17 protein-coding genes are annotated in these 16,237 nt (G+C 39.3%); 3 read left to right on the forward strand and 14 right to left on the reverse strand.

What is annotated here, in order from left to right:
• Positions 1-10: 10 nt before the first annotated feature.
• Positions 11-1,567 carry a glutamine-hydrolyzing GMP synthase gene (gene guaA, locus BMX79_RS05800; protein ID WP_091480213.1) on the forward strand — a complete coding sequence of 519 codons (1,557 nt, stop codon included), beginning with the start codon at positions 11-13 and terminating at the stop codon, positions 1,565-1,567.
• Between the two features lie 153 nt (positions 1,568-1,720).
• Here the strand turns inward: guaA and BMX79_RS05805 are convergent, their stop codons facing one another.
• From BMX79_RS05805 to BMX79_RS05820, 4 genes are all read right to left on the reverse strand, one after another.
• Positions 1,721-5,359 carry an nSTAND3 domain-containing NTPase gene (locus BMX79_RS05805; protein WP_091480215.1) on the reverse strand — a complete coding sequence of 1,213 codons (3,639 nt, stop codon included), beginning with the start codon at positions 5,357-5,359 and terminating at the stop codon, positions 1,721-1,723.
• A gap of 1,956 nt (positions 5,360-7,315) precedes the next feature.
• Positions 7,316-7,468 (reverse strand): hypothetical protein, encoded by a 153-nt coding sequence (locus BMX79_RS12515; protein ID WP_170230969.1) that lies wholly within the window; start codon positions 7,466-7,468, stop codon positions 7,316-7,318.
• Positions 7,469-7,503: 35 nt separating this feature from the next.
• On the reverse strand, positions 7,504-7,686 hold the full coding sequence (locus tag BMX79_RS05815) for a hypothetical protein (RefSeq protein ID WP_091480218.1): 183 nt from the start codon (positions 7,684-7,686) through the stop codon (positions 7,504-7,506).
• A 101-nt stretch (positions 7,687-7,787) separates the two neighbouring features.
• Entirely contained in the window at positions 7,788-8,315 is a 528-nt protein-coding gene (locus tag BMX79_RS05820) for a GrpB family protein (RefSeq protein ID WP_091480220.1), read from the reverse strand.
• A 224-nt stretch (positions 8,316-8,539) separates the two neighbouring features.
• Between BMX79_RS05820 and BMX79_RS05825 the strand changes: the two genes are divergently transcribed.
• Positions 8,540-8,929, forward strand: coding sequence for a hypothetical protein (locus tag BMX79_RS05825; RefSeq protein ID WP_091480223.1), 390 nt, complete (start codon positions 8,540-8,542; stop codon positions 8,927-8,929).
• An 80-nt stretch (positions 8,930-9,009) separates the two neighbouring features.
• Here BMX79_RS05825 and BMX79_RS05830 read toward each other — a convergent pair whose 3' ends face one another.
• The 5 genes from BMX79_RS05830 to BMX79_RS05845 all read right to left on the reverse strand — a co-directional run bounded on the left by BMX79_RS05830 (position 9,010) and on the right by BMX79_RS05845 (position 12,166).
• Positions 9,010-9,729 (reverse strand): DNA/RNA non-specific endonuclease, encoded by a 720-nt coding sequence (locus BMX79_RS05830; protein WP_246117636.1) that lies wholly within the window; start codon positions 9,727-9,729, stop codon positions 9,010-9,012.
• A gap of 60 nt (positions 9,730-9,789) precedes the next feature.
• On the reverse strand, positions 9,790-9,912 hold the full coding sequence (locus tag BMX79_RS12695) for a hypothetical protein (protein ID WP_256212663.1): 123 nt from the start codon (positions 9,910-9,912) through the stop codon (positions 9,790-9,792).
• Positions 9,913-9,946: 34 nt separating this feature from the next.
• The gene (locus BMX79_RS05835; protein ID WP_091480227.1) at positions 9,947-10,180 is read right to left on the reverse strand and encodes a hypothetical protein; all 234 of its coding nucleotides are present in this window, start codon (positions 10,178-10,180) and stop codon (positions 9,947-9,949) included.
• Positions 10,181-10,218: 38 nt separating this feature from the next.
• Positions 10,219-10,407 carry a hypothetical protein gene (locus BMX79_RS05840; protein WP_091480228.1) on the reverse strand — a complete coding sequence of 63 codons (189 nt, stop codon included), beginning with the start codon at positions 10,405-10,407 and terminating at the stop codon, positions 10,219-10,221.
• Positions 10,408-10,708: 301 nt separating this feature from the next.
• Entirely contained in the window at positions 10,709-12,166 is a 1,458-nt protein-coding gene (locus tag BMX79_RS05845) for a catalase (RefSeq protein ID WP_091480231.1), read from the reverse strand.
• A gap of 192 nt (positions 12,167-12,358) precedes the next feature.
• Between BMX79_RS05845 and BMX79_RS05850 the strand changes: the two genes are divergently transcribed.
• Positions 12,359-12,916 carry a hypothetical protein gene (locus BMX79_RS05850; RefSeq protein WP_091480232.1) on the forward strand — a complete coding sequence of 186 codons (558 nt, stop codon included), beginning with the start codon at positions 12,359-12,361 and terminating at the stop codon, positions 12,914-12,916.
• Positions 12,917-12,991: 75 nt separating this feature from the next.
• On the opposite strand, the gene BMX79_RS05855 is transcribed toward BMX79_RS05850, so the two are convergent.
• The 5 genes from BMX79_RS05855 to BMX79_RS05870 all read right to left on the reverse strand — a co-directional run bounded on the left by BMX79_RS05855 (position 12,992) and on the right by BMX79_RS05870 (position 16,221).
• Positions 12,992-13,483, reverse strand: a complete 492-nt coding sequence (locus BMX79_RS05855; protein WP_091480234.1) for a GyrI-like domain-containing protein — start codon at positions 13,481-13,483, stop codon at positions 12,992-12,994.
• 226 nt (positions 13,484-13,709) lie between these two features.
• Complete coding sequence (locus tag BMX79_RS12435) at positions 13,710-13,910, reverse strand: hypothetical protein (RefSeq protein ID WP_143059417.1); 201 nt, start codon at positions 13,908-13,910, stop codon at positions 13,710-13,712.
• Between the two features lie 92 nt (positions 13,911-14,002).
• Complete coding sequence (locus tag BMX79_RS05860) at positions 14,003-14,872, reverse strand: AraC family transcriptional regulator (protein ID WP_091480236.1); 870 nt, start codon at positions 14,870-14,872, stop codon at positions 14,003-14,005.
• Between the two features lie 85 nt (positions 14,873-14,957).
• A complete protein-coding gene (locus BMX79_RS05865) occupies positions 14,958-15,428 on the reverse strand; it encodes a GNAT family N-acetyltransferase (protein ID WP_091480238.1) in 471 nt (156 codons plus the stop codon).
• A gap of 34 nt (positions 15,429-15,462) precedes the next feature.
• The gene (locus tag BMX79_RS05870; protein WP_091480240.1) at positions 15,463-16,221 is read right to left on the reverse strand and encodes a class I SAM-dependent methyltransferase; all 759 of its coding nucleotides are present in this window, start codon (positions 16,219-16,221) and stop codon (positions 15,463-15,465) included.
• Positions 16,222-16,237 lie beyond the last annotated feature (16 nt).

Raw genomic sequence — 16,237 nt, forward strand, 5'->3', positions numbered from 1 at the left:
GGTGAATTGAGTGACCTCTACTATTGATACGACAACATTGGAAAAACTGATCGTTCTGGACTTCGGAAGCCAGTACAATCAGCTGATCACACGCCGTATAAGAGAATTCGGTGTCTACTCCGAACTGCTTCCGCACACAACAACTGCAGAAGAACTGAAAGACATGAACGTTAAAGGCATCATCTTCTCCGGTGGACCGATGAGTGTCTATGACGAGAATGCCTTCTCGATCGATCCGGAAATTTTCGATCTGGGCATTCCGATTCTGGGTATCTGTTACGGCATGCAGTTGATGACATATATGCTTGGCGGAGAAGTCAGCCCAAGCAAAAACCGTGAATACGGTAAAGCTGAAATCAGCGTGCAGGACCGTACAGCCGCTCTATTTACAACATTGGAAGAAGAAGAAAACGTCTGGATGAGCCACGGGGATTACGTGACTAAAAGTCCGGAAGGTTTCACTGTCACAGCATCAAATGATCACTGCCCGATCAGTGCCATCCAGAACCTGGACAAGAACTTCCACGCCGTACAGTTCCACCCGGAAGTCCGCCATACAGAAAACGGCAATGAAATTCTGCGCAACTTTGCCTTCGGTGTCTGCGAATGCTCAGGTAACTGGACCATGCAGAACTTCATCGACATGGAAGTCGACAAAATTAGAGAACTTGTTGGCGACAGGAAAGTCCTGCTTGGATTATCAGGCGGCGTCGATTCAAGTGTTGTCGGCGTGCTTCTGAATAAAGCCATCGGGGACCAGCTGACCTGTATCTTTGTCGACCACGGCCTGCTTCGTAAAGACGAAGGCGATCAGGTCATGGCCAGCCTAGAAGGTAAATTCGGACTGAACGTGATCCGCGTCGATGCAAAAGACCGCTTCTTAAGCAAACTGAACGGTGTGTCAGATCCTGAACAGAAACGTAAAATCATCGGAAACGAGTTCGTCTATGTCTTCAACGACGAAGCAGCGAAACTGGATGGCATCGACTTCCTGGCTCAAGGGACGTTGTATACCGATGTCATCGAAAGTGGAACAGCCACAGCTCAGACCATCAAGTCTCACCACAACGTTGGTGGACTCCCTGATGACATGACTTTCGAGCTGATCGAACCATTGAATACCCTATTTAAAGACGAAGTCCGTGAACTCGGACTTGAACTGAACATGCCTGAATCACTCGTCTGGCGTCAGCCATTCCCTGGACCAGGTCTAGGTATCCGAGTGATCGGTGAAATCACTGAAGAGAAACTTGAAATCGTCCGCGAAAGTGACGCGATTTTAAGAGAAGAAATCAAAAAAGCCGGCCTAGACCGTGACATCTGGCAATACTTCACGGTCCTGCCTGGCTTCAAGAGTGTCGGTGTCATGGGAGACGGCCGCACATATGACTATACAATCGGTATCCGTGCCGTGACATCAATTGACGGCATGACCGCAGACTTCGCCCGCATTCCATGGGACGTCCTACAGAAAATCTCTGTTAGAATCGTCAATGAAGTCAAGCACGTTAACCGTATCGTGTATGACGTAACGAGCAAGCCACCATCCACTGTTGAGTGGGAGTAAAGATCCACTATAAATAAAAGTATGAACGCCTATTTTACAGCGTTTCTTGGAATGTAAAACGAACAGAAAACACTATCAATCAAGCCTGCCATGAAAAATTGGGTAGGCTTGATTGTTAGTGTTTATGATAATAAAAAATCTCATTCAGATATTTTATTCCAAATAATCTGATAGCAACTCTTTTTCTTTTTGCTTTTTAAGTGAGTCTATACATTTTGTGATAATTAATGAATGGGAAATATATTTTATTCCTTCAAAAATATCAAGTAACTTATTTAAAAAACTAATATCTTTATCTAAAAGAGGTACTAAACTTCCAGACCAACTTTTAGTGCGCATAGTTAGATTTAATTTTTCAAAAAAAGTCTCAGTAATTTCTTTATCCTTGAGTAATTCGAAAATATGCAGCAATATCTCATTATCGAATATTTCAAGCGATAAGTTGTATAAATTAACCAACCTATCCTCATTCCCAGTATTTATTACTTCTGCTTTTATAAATTCTATAGATCGCTCAATATTAGCTATAAAAATTTTTTCCAGATAGGGGTCTACTCCTACATAAATCACACGATTTTCTTGAATTAAAAATTCTAAATACCTTCTAATTCCTTTCTCTGCGACTACTGATTTCCATATACTTTCTAGTTGAATATCGTATTTATCATAATTGATTTTTAATCTATGAGTGTTTAGCTCAACAAGGAATAAGTATATAAAGTTTTCATCATTTTCTTTTAATAGGCATTTAAAAATTTCTCCTGATTCATCAACTCCTCTACTACCGATAAGACTTAAATAGATTTCTTTTAGTTCTTTATATCCTACTATATCCAAAATTTTATCAGCGCCATCCTCTGGCACATAGTTAGGTATAAAAAAACTCCCCAATACCTTATCTTCTGATAACATATTTTTTAAGATATTTAAAATATTTCCATCATGCTTGATATAGTTTTCAAAAGATATGATATTAAAATAATTTATTACTTCATGGTCTTTAAGATTTTCTATGAAAGACACGAGTCCTTCTCTCTCGCTATCTCGAATGTTTCTACATATCAAAAAGTTTGTAAGATACCAACCTTCATCTATTTCCTTTTCAACTGTGTTTAGAATATTTTTACCTTCTTCAAAAGACAACTTATTCATATAATGGATAAAATTATTAGGTGAAATATAAAAATTACTATTTAACAACGCTGGTAATAACTTTATTTTATCCTCAATATCTAGTTCTGAATACAATAGAAGCACAGAATCTTCTAATTCATACTTATTTAACAATTCGTCCGATTGATATATTCCAATGATGTTGAACAACCAAACTAAGTCATTAGAATAGTTTTCAAAAATCTCACGAAGACTTTTCTTTCTTATCTTTTGAACCTTTTCATAATCAATTTTTTCCATAGGATAAGCCCAAACGCTAGTTGAAAAATCTTTATAAATTTTTTGAATGCTTGACGGTTTATATTCAAAAAAAGGCTGTGATTTTATATTTAGCTTTTTAGATTTTGAATACAATTCAAATACTATAGCTTCTTGTCTATAATTCAACCTATCTAAATCTTGAAAAAAAAGATTTTCAATACAAGTTAAATCTGAACTAACAGTCTCAAAGAATCCATTTTCAGTTTCATAGACTGGATAATTGAGCAATAATTTATCTATATAATTATTCACTTCTACGATTCCATAACTATAAACTTTGGAGAGTAAACAAAAAATGTTTTTATGCAATTTAATTAGATATTCTCCATCAACTAGTGTATAACGATTAACAACCAAATTCTTATTGTTAAAAGTAAATTTTTCTGCTGAAAACTTTAAAAACTCATTAGCAATATTGGCAATAAGCAGCGCTGTTGGTTCATTTATGTTTTCTTGAACTGTAAAAATTTCAATAATACTGAATCTTTTTTCTAGATAAAGATTCGAACTAGCTTCAATATCAAAATTATTTTTAATTGCCGAGAAAATTTCATAGATTTTATCCTGTCTTTTTCTGAAATAATCCATAAGAAGTATACCAGCATCCTTAAATCTTTCGCTATTTGATAATGAACAGAGAATACTTATAATCGGATCGTTAACTCCTTGATTTTTCTTGTTCTCCTCAAATTCGTTTTGAGATACTTGAAATTTAGCGCTATCAACATCTTGAATTTTCTCATGAACATAAGCAAGAGATTCAACGGGTATAATTACCCCGTATTGTGTTAAAAAACTTTCATTATCCTTATCTGCAATAATATCATTGAAAACAAACTTTATTTCATTGGTTAGATATTCTATCCATTCCTTAGAAGAATTAAAATTATTTACAAGAACAAGCATTTCAACAATCTCTTTTTTATGGCTAGGATAAAGATTAATAAAAAAATCTTTTATCAAAATTTTCTTATTTGCAATAAAATCTACTATTACAAAATCTGATAAACTTTGATCGCTGACTTTAACAGCTTTATCCTGAAATATATCACAAAGTTCTTTACCGTGTAGTTGATTTAAAGCAGCTAGAAAGCTATCATAATCAATTTTGAAATATTTTAAGATGTCATCTAATGATTCTTTATTTGTCAAATTCAGCTTTTGTTTAAAGCTTAAAATGAACATACAAATTTGTTCATTTGAAGAGAGGGAATTCTCTTCAATGATTTTACTGTAATAACTATCCAATATTTCTTTCCCATTTTCAATAAAATCAAAGTTTTTCTCTTTAACCATAATAGCTGCAATTACAGCTATTCTCGGATTATTATGAGATAATTTCATAATCTTCCTAAGATTAACAGGAGAGATATCTTCTATACTTTTAATCAGCGTTTCAATATGATCATCGCTCATTAAAGAGTGTTTATGCACTTTGATTTTAAACGGCGTTATTTGTTTAATGACCCCTGAAAGTGCATAATCTCGAACAGTCATAATGATTTTCAACTTTTGTTCAAAGTCCTTTAAACTCAGTAGGTTAACAATAGCATCAAAATTTGTAATCGTATTAGCATCATCTAAAAACAAATAATTTACTCTGCTAATGTCTAATGCATCCTTAATATCTTGATAAACAGGCATACTATTGCTCTTAACACAAATTATGTTGTTATCCTCAGGTAGTGCCTTACATATCTCAATGGCTAGTCTAGTTTTTCCAGCTCCAGGTACTCCAGATAGCAGAATAATCTGATGACTATTTACGTCATCCTTCATCCTATCAATTATATGTTTTTCATCTATATATGTTGTATCCAGGGGTGCACTGGTTTTACTTTTATGATGTATAGATATAAATTGCTCTAAATTCCAAACCTGTTCTGTTGATTCTAATATACCCAAAAAGTCTTTTACAATATCTTGATACTCAAACTTAAGGAGGTCATTGGATAATGTATCTATTCCTATTAAAGTCAGCTTTATCGAGCCTGCTAGACTTCTTAGTTCCTTATCTTTCTCAACAGTTAAATTCGAAGAAGTGTGGCAGCAGATTATTTCTCCAATATCTTTTTCATCAACTTTAGATTTCTCGATAGCTTCTCGTACATCTGTCTCTAATTTTGCCGTCGCATCCTTTCTAGTACCATACATAACCAAAATGTAAGTTTTAGAATCGTCGTCAAAATAGTAAGTGTCAGGTATTCCTTTAGTAGTCTTATCTGTCCCATCCATAGACCCAAGAGATACAATATTCTCCCAATTTCTTTTACGGTACAAATAGACATCACATAAATTTTGGAAGCGTCCTCCTTCTAATTGTTTGATTTCATTTTGAACCCTATTTAACTTGGACACAGTATATTTTTCCTCCTTTGCCACCTCAAAAGAATTTCAATGTATCTTTAGTAACTTTTCTTAATTTCCCAAATCAAATATAAAGCTCATCCCTAGTCTTATCTGAATGCAACTTCATCAAAGCCGGACGCATTGATTGGAAACCTCAACTAACACTTTCCCTTCAAAAAGAGGTGAAAAAGATTTCCCAGTCAAACTCAATGACAAATTCGAAATCATCTTCAAGAACATTCACTGACCTTCCTATCAAATATTCTTCCGAAAATTTGACTTTTTCCTCTTCTCTCCAAATTGCTAATATAGTAATCAACCAATTCCGACAACCATTTACTTTTCACCATACTTAATTTACCCGCTCATTTCAATATAATCCAACACTTCGTGATGGACAAAAACCGCCGCCTCTCCTTTTTCCTTATCAGATAATTTTTAAGTTTCTCTGATTTATCAATCTGCTGCTTAACGTTCTTACCAATAAAGCGATTAAAAATACTCGGAGAAAAATCCGCGTAACAATCATCTATGAATTCTTCCAACGGATAACCGACTTCATTTTCTCATCCCCGATTCTTATAATCGCAAGTAAAGAATTCTTCTTTAACCTGCCTCACAATTTCAGGGTATTCTTTACCTAGCTCACTTAGTCCCGTTAGCGTTAGATAATCTGCGATATATTCCTATATCTCACCAAAGTAAAACCATCCAACAGACCTTCCACTAATCTTAGCCATCTTTTCTTTCACATCGATTGGTGCTAGAATATATTCTTGAAAATACGAACTAATCGTCGGCTTCTTCAATCCAAGCCGACTGCCAAAGGCTGTAAAAGAGATATCCATTGCGTCTTTGATTTATTTCAGTCGCCTTCCGATTTTTCTTTATTTGGTTATAGTTATCCATACATTTCCGATCTCACCTATACAATTCATATGCAGAATATCTCACGTATATTATTACGTATATATTTTTTCACAAAAGCTATCGACGAGTATTTAAACTCGTATATGGTTTAATTGTAGAGGTACCGCTACGTTATTTAAAATCTAACGTATATCAAATCATTAGTGTCTCACGGTAACAAAAGGATGGAGCTATGAGCGCGTCTTATCTTTGTTTCGTTTTGAAAAGATGAGCGTAAAAATTGAGAACACTAAACCCGTCGTAACGGTAGATGAACTTGAGAAAAATGGAATCTCACCTGTCCCTTTTAACATTCTTGTGATAAAACCTTAGGGACGTGAAAATGGTCACTTTGTAAGTTATGATTTTCTGACACTTCAGACTCAGCAGTTTTATTGACAAAATAACCAACAGATGCTCTTGGCAATCATACTAAAGATTCATACAACAAGTGATCAGGCTAGCGGAGCTGCGTAGCAGTTCTGCTCATTTACTTGTTCTCTATTAACTCTTCAGATTCATTATATATAGTAAGAGTACTGGAATTTTCATGTTCGCAGCCTATTATTACTAACAGAATCATAGATAGCATAATAATTTACACTAAATATCCCCCTGAATGTATCCTTATTATTAATAACTCTAATAAACTGTATCATATAACTATTGTATCTGCGTTTTGTGTCCTAAGCAATGGCTTTAGTGACTAGTTCTAAATTTGAACTTTGAGACTAATTAAAGCGGCGACGTTATATGAACTGGCTGCAATACCCTTTTTAGTGCCACTTAATTTTAGAATTATAAATTAATTGGTCACAAAAACGCTTTTGATACCATTTCTCTCGTAAAAAGCTATTAAACTAGTCTCAATATGGGTTTATGAGACTAATCCAGGGACATTATTTTAATAAAATGGCTCTAATGTAAATTAGCGGAAGATTATACTTTCAGTTTCACCCAATCATTCCTAGCCACCAACTGTATCGGGCAAGGCCTGATATTCATCACGAGAAATAACGATCTCATGTATAAAATCTTCCAGCTCTCTAAAATCCTTTACAGCAACTGGTGTATCGGGACGTTACCATATATGAAATGTCTTGCCTCATTATTCATATGAACGGTCCACTCAGATACTGTTGGCGGTTCGGAATAACATGCTTCTCCAGCATCAAAATCGTTGATGCTCCTGATTTTCAATGCACTCATTTCATTATATATATATCCTCCATATCATCAAATATTCACTCCAAAGTTATTTCTACTATGCCAGCTCCCTCAGTATCTTTTGTCAAGCTGTCTTCGAAGGTGTCGATGTTCTGTCTTTCATATGTATCATAGTTTAAGTTGAAATTAAAATCTTCTGGTACTTCTCCGGCAATTTGTTCTTCTCTAGCTGGTCCTTGGCTTTCCAGTACATTTTCCAATTGTCTACAGCCACTGCTGAATACAACTAGAAGTAAGACAGTGGTGAATAACAGGGCTTTTTTGAATTAAACCATATGTGACCACTTCTTTTTAAGACGCCTTATTCTCTAGTCTCCTGCACTTTTCTAACGAAGCTTTCTTTATGATCTGTATACTCTACAATCCCTTCTGACTTTTCATTCACGAATGCTGTTTTGATTGATTCATACTCTTCTTTGGCTTCTGAGTGAGTACTCAGATAATCTCTGAAGTAAATCAGGTCACTCCATAGGTTGCCTTTATACTCCACTAAATGAATGAAGTGTGTTTTCGTCCCAAACGTAGCATCTGTAAAACGAGCGAAGACGATTTCTTCAGGACGCTCTACTTTTAAACGATAGAATCCGCATTGTTTCAGCTGATCCTGAAGTTTGCTGATGTCTGAATCTAGTGAATCAATACCTACTAGAATATCGATGATTGGTTTTGCTTTTATCCCTTCTACAGCAGTACTGCCTATGTGCTCGATCTGCTCACGATTGAGCTTTGTGTGACAGGCAAGTGATTCTCGTACCTCATTGAACGCTTGCTTCCATGATGGATCGTGTCGCACTAACTTGACCTCATTGCGTTTCAATCCCAGTTCCAAATCTGATCTCCCCTTTCAGAATTAACCATAGTATACCCCGTAGATTTTTAAACTGGCAGTCTGATAATCACTTTTTATTTATGTTATACTATATATAGAAAAATATATGCGCAATTATTTTAATTACATATACAAACGGCATACTGCTTTGAAGTAATTAACTTAAAAAAACTATTCTTATTACTAACATTCACCTTACTCCCCAAAAAAACAGGAGGCAAATCATGATTACTATCAAACGAAAAAGAGATATTGTATCAGGAGCAGCGCTCAAGTATAAAGTATGGATCGATGGAGAGGTTGCAACTAAACTCTCATACGGGGAAGTACAGACCCTTTCGCTACCTAAAGGCACCGGAACCGTGCAGGTTACAAATTTAAATGGGAAAAGTAATAGTCTGGACGTTCAAGACGGGGACTCAATAGAAATCAGCCATAGCTCGTTAAACCTATGGGTCTTTCTAGCACTATTTATTTTTGGTCTCGTTCTTCAGGCATTAGAGGTATCATTTTTTCTTGTGACTCTTCCTATCGCTCTTATCTTTTATATCATCGTAACCAGGATGCTGAAGCTGACCATACTAGAAAAAGTGGGTACCAAATCTCCACATTAAATTAAAAAGGCATGCCATGGAAAATAAAATTCCGGCATGCCTTTCTCATGTTCTTTTTCATATATCTAAGCTCGGTCATATTAATCCGCCGGCCAGTGATCTCCGGTCTCATAATCCAGTTCGATGCCATCCTGCTGGTTGGGGACGAACACGTTGAATGTCAGAGTTTCTCCGTCATCGTCTACAGAGAAACCTTCCATGATAATGCCGTGGGCAAGAAGATTGTCTCCTTCAAATAATGGCGTGACCCGGTAGCGGACCTGCATCTCTGTTTCTTCGACCACGTTGGCGACAAAGTTTTCAAACGGCAGCATCCCCTCGGCGTTAAACTGACGTGTCCCGGTCATAAGGTTCTCACGCCCATCGTACCCAGTCATCTGATGTCCGATTAAATGGCTGCGGTTATATAACCAGTTCCCTGACACAATTTCGTAGTTCCCCTGATTCCATCCCGTTGGTTCAATATGTCCAATCGATCCGCGCTGTTCTGCCGGCATCAAGTCGATATCAAGCAGTGCTTCCGCTACGCCCACGCGGCCAAGTTCATCCAGGTCGGCATACGTATGAAAAGGTTCACTGACTTCCAGTTCTTCATTAGTGAAAAACGGGATATTGTCATTCACTTCTAAGTATAGTGAGTCGATGGGTAAGTCATCCGGTCCCGGAATATCCGCTTCTGCTATTCCGGCAACAGAGCCTGGACTGCTTTCCGCCAGCCCTAAAGCATCTTCCAGAAGGTCACACCCACTCAAAAATAAAGCAGAGCTAATCAGCCCGACCGCTGTAACTTTTTTCAACATGTAATCAAAACACCCTTTATTCATCCAAGCAGCTTTTTTTATCATCAGCTGCTCTATTTTTTATAACACATAAGCCTGAACTGAGCCGACTGCCAGGAAGACCAGAATGACTTTCAAATATTTATATCTAGTTTCCTGTACTTCTGCTCGGTCAGCAAGCAAATCCTTCACTGTTTTCTTCATCAGGCCACACCTTTCCTACTGACAGCTTATCAAATCAAGCTCCCGTGTACCAGGTCAGAATGCCTAACACGGCAAGGAGGATCGGTATGATCTGAATAAACAAAGCGGCTAGAGCAGCCATTGGTACCCAGCGTTCTGTTTCATAAGTATTTGTATAATTCAGTATGTACAGCGCAAACCCTATTCCCAGAACAGGAACAAGGTACGCCAGCATAATGAATATAGGCAGTTTGAGTGAATCAAAAGATTCGGTTCCCTTCGTATTCATCTGTCTATTCTCCCTAAATTCGTGATGATCTTACTTTTCTATTTCCGGTTGATCCTCTTTCGTCTGACATAGAAAACATACAGATAAAACAGGCCAAAAGCAGCTATATATACTAGTCTCAAGTTAACTAAGGTCTGGTTGAAAGCAAACTCGTATGCGAAATTGTAAAGCAGCAAAAAGAGTATAAACGAAAATGCGACAGCAACCGTTGATTGTTCTTTCTTCATAACATTTCCCCTTTCGAGAGTTTCTCTCGTCTAAGATCGGGTTATTGACAACTCCACACTATCTCAGTTAGTCCCTTATGCATGAGGTGGTCTACTCAATTCTTTTAGGATGGATAACGTGATAATCAATTATACACTGAACAGGTTCCGATTGTCTTATAATTCAACCTGACTATTTAATAAACATTTTATGCCCTTTGGGACCCTTTGATAAAGGTAGAAACTTTAAAGGCCCACATCTTACTAGAAAAGAAAAGCGCTACTTCCCTTAGGTCTGAGGAAAGTAACGCGTAGCTTTTATTTATACTGTTGGCACACTCATATCCAAGTGGTTCGCAACACCTTCAGCCAGTTCAGGTGTAACCTGGTGGAACAGTTTCAATTGACGCTCGATAATCTGCTCGTCTCGAACCCCTCTTAAGTGATCCGCAAAGTTTTTATACAGACGATCGCGCTCTTCTTCAGAAAAGACTTCCATAATCAGCTTACGCGGCTGAGAGAAGTGGTCTGCCTGGTCATAGGGCACGCTGTCTGCTTCGCCTGACACTTTAAACGGCTTGAAGTTGTCTTCTCTTGACTCTTTGATTCCATCATAGCTGTTCGGCTCATAGTTGACTGCTTTTCCGCCGTTATGGTAAGCCATCTGTCCATCGCGCTGATGATTTCTGACTTCCGCTTTAGGCGAGTTGATCGGCAGCTGGTTGTGGTTTGTTCCGACACGGTAACGATGAGCATCTGCATAGGCAAACAGACGACCTTGAAGCATTTTGTCTGGTGACGCTTCAACTCCAGGGACAAAGTTACCTGGTGAGAATGTAGACTGTTCTACTTCAGCAAAGTAATTTTCCGGGTTACGGTCAAGGACCATTTTACCGACTTCAATCAGTGGATAGTCTTCGTGAGACCAGACTTTAGTGATATCAAATGGATCATACGCATATTGAGCCGCTTCTTCTTCAGGCATGATCTGAACTTTCAGTGTCCAAGACGGGAAGTCGCCCTCTTCAATCGCGTTGAATAAATCTTCGGTATGATAATCAGGGTGTTCTCCGGCAATCTTAGAAGCAGTTTCCGGATCCATATTTTTAACGCCCTGGTCTGTTCTGAAGTGATATTTCACCCAGAAAGACTCGCCGTCTTTATTCACCCATTTGAATGTGTGACTGCCGTATCCATGCATGTGGCGCAGCGTTGCAGGAATCCCGCGGTCAGAATGCAGAATCGTGATCTGATGCAGGGATTCTGGAGATAGTGACCAGAAGTCCCATATCATATTAGGATCCTTCAAGTTTGTCTGTGGCACACGCTTCTGTGTATGAATAAAGTCAGGGAATTTGATTGCGTCACGGATGAAGAAAATAGGTGTGTTGTTACCAACAATGTCATAGTTTCCTTCATCTGTATAGAATTTCACTGCAAATCCGCGTGGGTCACGAACCGTATCAGCTGAACCCAGTTCGCCGGCAACTGTAGAGAAGCGGATAAACATAGGTGTTTCTTTTCCTTCTTCAGAGAAAAGGTCTGCTTTCGTGTACTTGGCAATGTCCGGATTGGTTACTGTGAAATGGCCGTGAGCACCTGCACCTTTTGCATGCACGACACGCTCAGGCACACGTTCACGGTTGAAGTGAGCCAGTTTCTCAAGTAAGTGTACGTCTTGGATTAAAGTTGGGCCGTGGGTACCGGCAGTCATTGAGTTCTGATTGTCTCCAACTGGAGCACCAGTGGATGTTGTTAATTTACTATTATTCTCAATCATCTTATGTATCTCTCCTTACATTTTATGAACTACTATATTATAATAGATATAAACTGAAAAACCAAGACCCTATTGCAAATATGTCTTTTTATTTCAATGATATGCTTTTTTAAGTTGAAACTAAGGCAAACATGTGTTAATTTAATAAATGTAAGAAAACTATCAAAAACATACATAAGGAGATTGGTCTATATGAAAAAACTGAATACAAAAACAGTTTTACTTGTCCTTTCAGCAGTCGTCACTCTCATGTTAGTGGCTTTACTAACAGATGTTTTACCTACTTACAGTGAACATGGTCGTTCAATGATCGTGGGAACTCTTGCTTACATCGCCATGGGTGGTATAGTTTTATCCAAACCACTGGACAACAAGCACGTCGCTGCCGTTTCCGGGATCATGAGTGCCGGATTCATCGCGGCTCACATTCTCATTGAAGCTGCTTTATTCTCAACTATGGGTATTGCAGCAGTCACTAACCCATTTGGTTATGCGGCTGTCGCAGCGCTGATTTTAGCAGGACTGGCGTTCGTCGTAAGCAAAGTCAAAGCACTTGAAAACATCAGCCTGTACGTGAATGGCTTTATGACAACTGGAGTGACACTGGTTTATTACCACGTGGCTTCACTTGCTCCTATCAGAGCATCACTCTTGTTCTTCATCCCGTTCACTCTATTCTTCGCATGGACTGTTGCACAATACGGCATGCAGGTTTCAGAAGTAGTTAAAACACGCAGACAGACTGCGTAATATAAGATAAACCGAAAGACCAGTGGCCCGTCATTCAAACGGCAGCGACTGGTCTTTTTTATTAATCGTTTTAGCTTAATTTGGCTGTTTTTCCACGGGCACCCAAAGCTCACAGAAGACATTTGCCTCTTTTTCTTCAGGATAGAATTCATAATCGGTCTCTTCGAGCATCTTATAGCCTGACTGTTCTTCGAATTCCCGGTTGATCATGTCCCACGTCTCACTTACACTGCTCGGATCAGTTCCGATACACTTGAATACCGCCCACTGTGGAGACGAGATCGTCCATAACTGATAGCCGTCAGGGATGCCGCTTCCATCATGACGCACGCCTATCCCGAATTCAAACGTCCCCTTCTCTTGCGATATAGGTGTACATGCCCCATAAATATCGGACGTTGCAGCATGCTTTTCTAAAACTTGCATCACACCTGACTCCATACTCTTTTTCCAGAAATCTGGAATAGTATAGGACACTTTCTCGGGGTCGGTGATAGCCTCCGACGGAAACTGATCCACTCTGGCCAGCAACGTAACGGCCTCCCGTTCGACAATTCTGTATTCCATATCTATTTCTCCTTTTTTCTCTTATTTACCTGCAGTTTCCTCTCAGCCTGTCGCTTTCTCTAATTACTTTCTAGCTTCAGACCTCGCGGAACTACATCCCCATTCTCACCTTTATTCTACTCCTATATCCATAGAAAAACAGCTGTGATTCCTCAGAATTATATATAAAAAAGAGCCCCCTCAAGAGCTCTTTCATCCAAACCATAGAATTGCCACACACTTTTTGCTATCGTGTGCCGATATACAGCAGAATGTAACTGACTATGTAGACAAGTGTAGTAGCGGTTGTCACTATGTAGAGAATCGTTTCAGATCGTGACAACACATTCTGTTTCTTTTTCTTTCTCAAAGACCTCTCAAGAATGATCGCGACAATAAATAATATAAGTATAGACACTTCGTTTAAACTTTCCAGTATTGAAATCAATGGCCCTACCTCCCCTCTTAACGGCAGATTCTCTATTAACAACTAACGCAACACAAAAAGACACTCTACTTAAACAGTGCCTTTTTGTGTATTTAATTTTTCTTTGCCACCGGGATCCATATTTCACAAAACAGATTTTCTGGTCCATCAGCTGGATATAATTCAAAGTCCGTGTCATCAAGCATATCGTAGTCCGAACCGGGTAGAAACTCTTTAAATATACGCTCCCAGGTGTCTGCTATGCTGTCTGGTGTGTCACCGATACAGGAAAAAACTGCCCACATTGTCGGGGTCACGTCCCAGACCTGATACCCCTCAGGGACTTCGCTACCGTCATAAACCATTCCGATGCCGTAATCAAAATAGAGACTGTCCTTAGATACAGGTGCACAGACACCATAAAAATCGTCCGTTTCTGCATGCTGCATCAGTTCTGTAAAGACGCCCGATTCTCTACTGTCTTCCCAGAAGCCAGCTATCTTATTGACCTCTATTCCGTTTTCATCCACAGCTTCCGTTTCGAACTGCTCGACCTTGGCAATCAGCTGAAACGCTTCTTTTTCGACTATTCTATACTGCATGATCGTGCCTCCTTCTGTTGATATTCTTATCACGAGGCGATTGAAACTGTTCAACGGAGCATCCGCTTTTTTAGCTTTACTTGGCGTGATGCCATGAAACCGCCGGAACGCTTTGGAAAAACTTTCAGGAGAGTCATACCCATATTTGTAGGCCAGATCGATGACTTTCACATCTGACAAAGTAATCTCCTGGCCAGCCATCGACAGGCGCCGGTTCCTTATGTATTCACCCGGCGTCACATCTGTGATCAGACTGAATATCCGCTGAAAATGAAACGCCGATAAATAGACATGCTCGGCCACATCGGTATAACTGATCTCTTCCAGCAGATGGTCTTCCATATATTGAATGGCCTGCTGAATCGTCTGAAAGTAATCCATATCGCTCACCTCACTTCAAAGTATACGTGCAGAAAGCACATGTTTCCTGACAGGGATTGCTCGAATGTGTCAGGTTCAGTACGACTTACTTTTTATTATTTTGATTCTGTTCACTTATGAAGTGCAGCACGTATTCATTAAACTCATCGTTAAACGAATCGTCTTTAAATCCTAAGTCCCTGAGAAGGCTCCCCATGGCTTCGTTTCCTTTGACATAGTCGGCAATCAGCAGGGTATGGACAGTGTCATTTTTAAAGCGCTCAATGACTGCCTGCACCGTCTGACGTCCGTAACCTTTTCCTTGGTACTGCTTGTCGATCATCATACGCCAGATCATCATTTCCTTCTCTTCAAAGTCCAGATCAAGCAGTAAAAAGCCGACAATCGTCTCCCCGTCCTGGATCGCATAAGGGAAGACGTCCTCATTTTTTCGGTAAAGGTAACATTCTGCAAGTGAGTGCACATTAGGTGCGACGAATTTTCGCTGGTGTTCATGAAGGTCCAGCTTAATCACTGCTTCAAAATTATTCTCATCAATTGGTAACAGTTCGATCATCTCGTTCTCCTTTGCGATACTGCTTTTTCAAGAATTAATAGGCCTTCCTGACTTTCAGTATCATAAAATCCGGTGCTCTCAAGTCTTCTTTGAAATCCGGATACTTTTCCAAATTTTCTTCAGAGGGAGCAGGTTCAATTAAGGTCTCAAGTGTAAAGCCGGTACTGAATAATGCATTTATATACGTCGTCAATGTCCGGTGGAAGCCGAAAACTTTCTCTTTTGTCCCGAACCGCTGCTCAAACTGCCCTTCTTCAAAGTAGTGATCCGTCTTCCAGTGAAGACCATTGCCCTGTTCATCTCTATGCCAGCCACTTTCAGGTGTGACGAAACAGGGGTGAAGAATCGAAAAGATAAACGTCCCTCCCGGCTTCAGTACACGGTGCACTTCACCTAACACGGCATCCAAGTGAACTACGTCCTGAATGGCCATATTCGACATGACTTGATCAAACAGACTGGATTCAAGTTCATTCAGATCCTCCAGATCAGCCTGTCTGTAGTCGATAGCTGCATCGTTTGATGTCCGCTCACGGGCGATGTCGAGCATCCGAGCAGAAAAATCTACGGCAGTGACATAAGCACCCTTTTCGGCAAGCAGTCGGCTGAAGTATCCTTCGCCACAACCGGCATCCAGAATCTTCTGCCCTTCTACGCCTTCAAGCAAGGACAGAATAGTCGGCGTCAATAGTACTTCTTTGTGCAGATCCCCGAATTTACTGGTGCGTTTTGCATAGTCTTCCGCAAACAGATCCCATCTGCGTTTGGATTCCCTTGTTACTTCATTAGTCATTTGACTTCTCCTATCC

The sequence above is a fragment of the Alkalibacterium pelagium genome, from assembly GCF_900109325.1.
GTDB classification, from domain to species: domain Bacteria; phylum Bacillota; class Bacilli; order Lactobacillales; family Carnobacteriaceae_A; genus Alkalibacterium; species Alkalibacterium pelagium.

What these genes read in the sequence shown, in the direction of transcription:
- BMX79_RS05840 (WP_091480228.1), bottom strand. Translation starts at nt 10,407, where the DNA reads ATGAAGAAAGAACAATCAACGGTTGCTGTCGCATTTTCGTTTATACTC.
- BMX79_RS12515 (WP_170230969.1), bottom strand. Translation starts at nt 7,468, where the DNA reads ATGAGTGCATTGAAAATCAGGAGCATCAACGATTTTGATGCTGGAGAA.
- BMX79_RS05830 (WP_246117636.1), bottom strand. Translation starts at nt 9,729, where the DNA reads ATGTTGAAAAAAGTTACAGCGGTCGGGCTGATTAGCTCTGCTTTATTT.
- BMX79_RS05855 (WP_091480234.1), bottom strand. Translation starts at nt 13,483, where the DNA reads ATGGAATACAGAATTGTCGAACGGGAGGCCGTTACGTTGCTGGCCAGA.
- BMX79_RS05865 (WP_091480238.1), bottom strand. Translation starts at nt 15,428, where the DNA reads ATGATCGAACTGTTACCAATTGATGAGAATAATTTTGAAGCAGTGATT.
- BMX79_RS12695 (WP_256212663.1), bottom strand. Translation starts at nt 9,912, where the DNA reads ATGAAGAAAACAGTGAAGGATTTGCTTGCTGACCGAGCAGAAGTACAG.
- BMX79_RS05835 (WP_091480227.1), bottom strand. Translation starts at nt 10,180, where the DNA reads ATGAATACGAAGGGAACCGAATCTTTTGATTCACTCAAACTGCCTATA.
- BMX79_RS05870 (WP_091480240.1), bottom strand. Translation starts at nt 16,221, where the DNA reads ATGACTAATGAAGTAACAAGGGAATCCAAACGCAGATGGGATCTGTTT.
- BMX79_RS05850 (WP_091480232.1), top strand. Translation starts at nt 12,359, where the DNA reads ATGAAAAAACTGAATACAAAAACAGTTTTACTTGTCCTTTCAGCAGTC.
- BMX79_RS05845 (WP_091480231.1), bottom strand. Translation starts at nt 12,166, where the DNA reads ATGATTGAGAATAATAGTAAATTAACAACATCCACTGGTGCTCCAGTT.
- BMX79_RS05860 (WP_091480236.1), bottom strand. Translation starts at nt 14,872, where the DNA reads ATGGATTACTTTCAGACGATTCAGCAGGCCATTCAATATATGGAAGAC.
- BMX79_RS05825 (WP_091480223.1), top strand. Translation starts at nt 8,540, where the DNA reads ATGATTACTATCAAACGAAAAAGAGATATTGTATCAGGAGCAGCGCTC.